This window comes from Verrucomicrobiota bacterium (genome assembly GCA_027622555.1).
Lineage (GTDB): Bacteria > Verrucomicrobiota > Verrucomicrobiia > Opitutales > UBA2995 > UBA2995.
The window spans coordinates 1-6,620 of the sequence record JAQBYJ010000196.1 but is presented as its reverse complement, the minus strand read 5'-3'; the positions used below and the strand labels follow the sequence as shown (position 1 = coordinate 6,620).

The 6,620-nt window shown below is 47.0% G+C and carries 4 protein-coding genes; all 4 read left to right on the top strand.

The window, feature by feature from the left end:
- The first annotated feature begins 270 nt into the window (after nt 1-270).
- On the top strand, nt 271-1,290 hold the full coding sequence (gene gap, locus O3C43_24385) for a type I glyceraldehyde-3-phosphate dehydrogenase (GenBank protein ID MDA1069626.1): 1,020 nt from the start codon (nt 271-273) through the stop codon (nt 1,288-1,290).
- Between the two features lie 119 nt (nt 1,291-1,409).
- A complete protein-coding gene (locus O3C43_24380) occupies nt 1,410-2,612 on the top strand; it encodes a phosphoglycerate kinase (protein MDA1069625.1) in 1,203 nt (400 codons plus the stop codon).
- An 18-nt stretch (nt 2,613-2,630) separates the two neighbouring features.
- Nucleotides 2,631-3,413, top strand: a complete 783-nt coding sequence (tpiA, locus tag O3C43_24375; GenBank protein ID MDA1069624.1) for a triose-phosphate isomerase — start codon at nt 2,631-2,633, stop codon at nt 3,411-3,413.
- 755 nt (nt 3,414-4,168) lie between these two features.
- Nucleotides 4,169-5,569, top strand: coding sequence for a sulfatase (locus O3C43_24370; protein ID MDA1069623.1), 1,401 nt, complete (start codon nt 4,169-4,171; stop codon nt 5,567-5,569).
- The last annotated feature ends 1,051 nt before the right edge of the window (nt 5,570-6,620 follow it).

Genomic DNA, 6,620 nt, shown 5'->3' with positions numbered 1-6,620 from the left:
AAGCCTAAATCAGTGACGATGGGGAAGTCAACCAATATGTTATATTATTTAAGACGCACTACACTAGGTTTTTTAGAGTGATTTTCCCGGTTGATTGGCAAAAACTGGCATAATAATGGCTTATTTTGGGGACTGGAGATCTCACTTCCTTTTTCGCTCAATCGGACCAGATAAACACTTGCAAACCCTCTGGGATGAAGTTCATAAGTATCGCCTTCACTTTTTTGACTACGTATTTCCTAGTAATAGAACCTAAAAAGATAGCTAACCATGGCAGTAAATATTGGAATTAATGGGTTTGGCCGGATCGGTCGCCTGGTATTCAGAGCACTAGTTGACCAGGGCCTCCTGGGAACAGAATTCAACGTTGTTGCAATCAACGATCTCGTTCCTGCGGAAAACCTGGCATACTTACTTAAGTATGACTCAACTCAAGGTCGCTTCAACGGCTCCGTTGAAGCCGTCGGCGATACCATCGTTGTTAACGGCAACACCATCAAAGTTCTTTCCGTTCGGGAAGGTCCCGCAGCGCTTCCCTGGGGTGAACTAGGCGTTGATATCGTTATCGAATCAACCGGCCTATTCGTTGCAGACGACAAAGCCCAAGGTCACCTCGATGCCGGTGCCAAGAAGGTAATTATTTCCGCACCAGGAAAAGGTAACGTTAAGACCGTTGTTATGGGTGTTAACGATGAGACCTTGACCGCGGATGATCACCTGATCTCCAACGCTTCTTGCACAACCAATTGCTTGGCTCCTTTGACCAAAGTGATTTTGGAAAACTTCGGCATTGTTGAAGGATTGATGACTACGGTTCACAGCTATACCGCTACTCAGAAAACGGTGGATGGTCCTTCGCCTAAAGACATGAAGGGTGGCCGCACCGCAGCTTTGAATATCATTCCTTCCGGAACGGGTGCCGCCAAGGCAGTCGGCCTGGTTATCCCTGAAGTTCAAGGTAAACTTACTGGTATGGCTTTTCGCGTTCCAACTCCAACTGTTTCTGTAGTGGATCTAACCGTGAAGACCGAAAAATCTACTTCTTACGAAGAAATTTGTGCCACCATCAAGGCAGCTTCTGAAGGACCTTTAAAAGGTATCTTGGAATACACAGAAGATCAGGTTGTTTCGAGTGACTTTATTCACTGTCCAGCGTCTTCCATCTTTGACGCCGGTTCAGGAATCGCCTTGTCAGATACGTTTTTCAAATTGGTTGCCTGGTATGACAACGAGTGGGGTTACTCCAACCGTTGTGTAGACCTACTTAAGAAGGTAGCTACCTACCTCTAATGCTTTAATGTCAATTGGAAGCCGCGAACCATTTATCTGGATCGCGGCTTCTTTTTTGACCCAGAAAGGACGCTCATGCCTTAACGTGAGTACCAGTAAAAACTTCACATTTTTTGGATATGGCCAGAACGAAAACCATCCGCGATATCGACGTGCAAGGCAAACGCGTGTTTGTAAGAGTCGATTTTAATGTGCCCTTTGATGAAAATGGCAAAGTGAGTGACAACACCCGTGTCGTTGCTGCACTACCTACGATTAAGTATTTAATCGAAGCCGGCGCCAAAGTTATTCTGGCAAGTCATCTGGGTCGTCCAAAAGGCAAGGCGAATCCCGAGTTCAGCTTAAAGCCGGTAGCCGAGGAACTGGCCGCTCAGCTGGACATGCCGGTTCAATTTGCTGAAGACTGTGTTGGTTCTGATGTTGAGGCCGCTGTGAATTCCCTGCAGTCCGGCTCTATTTTACTGCTTGAAAATGTCCGCTTTCACGCGGGCGAAGAGGCGAATAGCCCGGAATTTGCCAAGCAATTGGGAGCGCTCGCCGATGTGTTTGTAAATGATGCATTTGGAACGGCTCACCGCGCCCATGCGTCAACCGCTGGAATTACCGCCTATGTAGATACCAGTGTGTGTGGCCTACTTATTGAGCGTGAGTTAGCCTTTCTCGGCGAAAAGACCAACGACCCCGTAAAACCATTTACTGTCATTCTTGGAGGAGCAAAGGTGTCCGATAAGATCAAGGTGATCGATCGTCTTCTAGACCGCGCCGATACTATTCTGATTGGTGGAGCCATGGCTTATACCTTTGCCCTGGCAAAGGGTCTAAAAGTTGGCGACAGCCTTTCAGAGCCGGATATGGTCGATATCGCCCAGGCAGCTTTGGAAAAAGCCAAGGAAAAGGGTGTTTCTTTCCTTTTACCGGTCGATACGGTCATTACCGACAGTCTCGATTTTGGAACCCGGTCAGTGGGTGCACTTAAAATGAATGAAGGTGACATCCCGGATGGGTGGGAAGGGGTGGACATTGGTCCCAAGACAATCGAACTCTATAAGCAGGTGGTCGCGGAATCAAAAACCGTTCTTTGGAATGGCCCGATGGGTGTATTTGAAATCGAAGCCTGTTCAAAAGGTACCTTCGCAATAGCCGATGCGGTTGCCGCAAATCAAGATTCCATTTCCATCATTGGAGGTGGGGATTCAGTCAAAGCGATAAAGAATAGTGGCAATGGCGATAAAGTTTCTTTCATTAGTACCGGAGGAGGTGCTAGTTTGAACTTCCTCGAAGGAAAAGAATTACCCGGCGTCTCAGCCCTCGATACTCTTTAATCATAATACTCTTTAATCATGGAAAAGCATCGCAAATACATCATTGCAGGAAATTGGAAGTTAAACAAAACCGCCGGTGAGTCGGTGGAGCTCGCTGACGCGATAAATAAAGAGCTGGATGGGCAGACGGCAGTCGAGGTGGTTCTTTGCCCGCCGTTTACATCCCTCGATGCTGTGGCCAAAGTCCTTGAAGATTCGCCCATCAAGCTCGGCGCGCAGAATATGCACCCTGCCGCAAGCGGGGCTTTTACCGGTGAGATTTCCGCGGAGATGCTTCGTTATTTCTATGCGGCCTATGTGATTCTGGGACACAGTGAACGCCGTGAATATTTCAAAGAAACCGATGCCTTCATTAACGAAAAGGTTCTCGCTGCTTTTGCCGCAAATCTGAAACCTATTCTTTGTGTTGGCGAATCCCTTGAACAACGCGAAGCCGGTGAAACTATCAGCGTCGTGGATACACAGACACGCGGTGGTCTTGTGAATGTATCGGACAAAGATGCCGAAAACCTGGTCTTGGCCTACGAACCCGTTTGGGCGATCGGAACCGGGAAAACGGCCACCCCTAAAATGGCGCAGGAAGTTCACGCTGCCATTCGCGCAATTTTGGTTGATTTGTTTGGCGATGAAATTGCTCAAAAAATCCGCATTCAATACGGCGGTTCTATGAAACCAGGAAACGCAAAAGAGCTACTTTCTCAGCAGGACATCGACGGCGGACTCATTGGTGGTGCTGCTCTCGACGCAAAGTCCTTCTCTGAAATCATTCAGGCTGCCCTCAGTCTCGAAGAGGAACTTTAATTTCGTTTCATCTAATTATTTCAAAAGCCGTCACCGTCTATGGGGACGGCTTTTTTCTTCACTTTGCATAATCATCGTGTGGCCGGAGGCAAGGGACCTAACCATTTTAGATTTACAGCTAGAGCGACTGCGTTCTCGCAGTATCCCTTGTAGTGTCTATGGGGCTCCAACTATCTTCGACTTTGTTCCTTGTTGTTGAATAGAACATCCCGACAAAATTTTACGGCTTGCAGGGGAGTCTGATCAGGGAGATTTGGACAACGCCAGTGATTCGGTGAAACGAATCATCAAACATATGCGTGGCTGATTTAACTTCTGAAAAGATAATAACTCTTCTTCTAGGGTCCGATTCTTTCTACGTGGTAGTATTCATCGAAAACTTTTTAGGCGGATCAAAAATCCAACCCTATGATTTTGTTACTAATGATTCTGTCTCTTTTTCTTAACAGAATAATGGGTACAGAATCATAGTTGTTTTGATCCCTTTGAAGGAGAGACAGGACGGGTCTAGTGTGCTTTCAAATAAGTTTTTTCCGGATGATTCTGGTTCGGACCGCTACGGCGAACGGTCCCTACCTTTGACACAATGCCGCACGTATGCGGTAGGGCGGCCTCGCCGAGGGCGCCGTCTCCCCTAAGAAACAGCAGCCTTGAATAGAAACAACTTACTGGTTGTTCCACTAGGTCGGGCAACCGGCCGCTCGACCTGGACTTTTTCTTCGAAGTAGTATGCCTTCCTTCTTTATAAATCGGACATGATCTGGTATCACTTCGATCTTATGCGGATTTTCAATCGTTTACCGTTATCTTCGGCGTTGGCTTTACTGTTAGCGTTCTCGTTTTTAGGATGTGCACGGAATTCTACACCGAACATCATTATCATACTCACCGACGACCAGGGCTATGCTGATGTAGGTTTTAATGGGTGTGAGGATATACCCACGCCGAATATTGATCGTATAGCGCATGAGGGAGTGCGTTTCACCAATGGCTATGTCACCTATCCGGTTTGCTCGCCGAGTCGGGCAGGTCTGATTACGGGTCGTTATCAAGGGCGTTTTGGCTACCGCCGCAATCCTACGCTTAATCCCTTTGATCCAATGGCGGGTCTTCCGCTTGAAGAGGAAAATATGGCCGAGATTTTGAAGAAAGTGGGCTATCATAATGGAGTCATTGGCAAATGGCACTTGGGGACGCATCCTAAATTTCGACCGAACGTTCGTGGGTTCCATGAATTTTTCGGGTTCGTAGCAGGTGGCCACCGTTACTTCCCGGAAGATCTCACGGTTCCGGATATCGAATCGGTCGATGGTGCGGGGCTCTGGTATAACACCAAAATTTTGCGCAACGAAACGCGTATTGAGATCGATGAATACCTGACCGACGAACTTTCCAACGAGGCTGTGGACTTTGTGGAAAGGAATCAGGCAAAACCATTTTTTCTCTACCTCACCTATAATGCGCCGCATACGCCCATGCAGGCTTCGAAAAAGTACTTGGATCGCTTTTCTCACATTGAAGATCCGCTTCGCCGAACCTATGCCGCAATGGTGAGTGCGGTGGACGATGGAGTAGGACGGGTTCTCGACAAGCTGGATGAGCTCGATCTTGCCGACAACACGCTCGTATTCTTTTTGTCTGACAATGGAGGAGCCACAAACAACGGCTCAATCAATTCACCACTGCGCGCCAGCAAAGGTACCATCTATGAAGGAGGTATGCATGTCCCTTTTGCCTTTCGTTGGCCCGGAAAAATTCCTTCAGGAGTAGACTATGAAAATGCAGTCAGCTCCATGGACATTCTGGCAACCATGGTTGGATTGACTGGCGTGGAGATCTCTCCAGACCGACCCCTGGATGGTGTTAATCTGATACCTTATTTGACTGGAGAGGACAAAGGTGCTCCACACGATGTCCTCTTTTGGCAGATGTTTGATAAGCAGCACAGCGCTGTCAGGCATGGGTCTTATAAATTAGTCGTTTTGGAAAAAGAAGAAACCAAAGAGCTGTATCAACTATCCAGCGACATCGGTGAAAAAACCAACCTCGCGACAAGAGATCAGGCGACTACGGAAGACTTGACAAAAGAGTTGGAGGAATGGACTCGTCAACTGAAGCCAGCCATCTTTGATCCGCTTGGGACTTGGAAACCTTAGGAGTTTTTTAAAAGTCTTCCGAATGCCAGTCCCAGGGGCGATCATCTGAAGCGGTCTTTTGTCGAATGTATGAAACCCATCAATAAAAACTAGATCAAAACCTTCTGCATTGTCCTTTAAAATTTCGGGCAGGGCGAATTCCGATTTTTCCTCAATAAGCTTAAATGAATCAAAACCCGCTTTTCTGAGGTTGTGGATACCAACGCCCTGCCATTGTTTGTATTGAAAAGGATCAATAATGGTGTGGTGACATGACGGTCTATTCCTGATCCCTTCGGTGATAAAAAGTGATGACAAACCGTAAGCACAGCCAATTTCGATAGTCTTCCGTACCGTTATGTCGCCCTCGATAAGATCAGTGATCAGCTTTCCTTCATTACGGTCGATGGCTGAGTGGAGAGGAATCCTTTCCCCGTCTGGAGTGACGACTTTGAGGTGAGTATCTCTTCTATGATCGTGTTCATATTACTTTCCAAGCCCTTCGGGTGCCCTTGGCTCAACGAACAGTGTTTTTATTTTTAACTCAGTTAACTATAACATGATGAGGTTTTGAGTGAGAGGGAGAGGGACATGTTCTTATGTTCTAGTAAATCGAGAAGTTTCCTGGCGGCAAGTTTGAAAATGGATCGATTCATCAGGCTTGATAAACTCCGCGCACGGCTCTTGTTGCTCAGACCTATTCAGGTCTTCGAAAGTGGACCCGAAATCGTCTTAACGGAAGATCTTCATTATCGATGTAATCTTCAAATTTAAAGAGGACCAAGCCCAGTTCTTGAAATCGAAGCAGTTCCGGCTTCGTTAAAGGCCACGGTAGTTAATCTTCTGGTTCAGTTTCTTCTTTGTCTCGTGTTATTATCAGAAGCTCGCCGCCTTTTAAAATCAGGATTGCTTTACTGTAATGGATTTCGATCCACTGAAGTGGATTTTCGGTGTTGGCAGGATTCTGCCGCCAAGGTTTTGACTAACGATTGGTTCACGGTATTTTTATTTGGCACGGTGATTGACGAGCATTTGGAATGGGATACCTAGATCATGCTGGGATTTTTCCTGC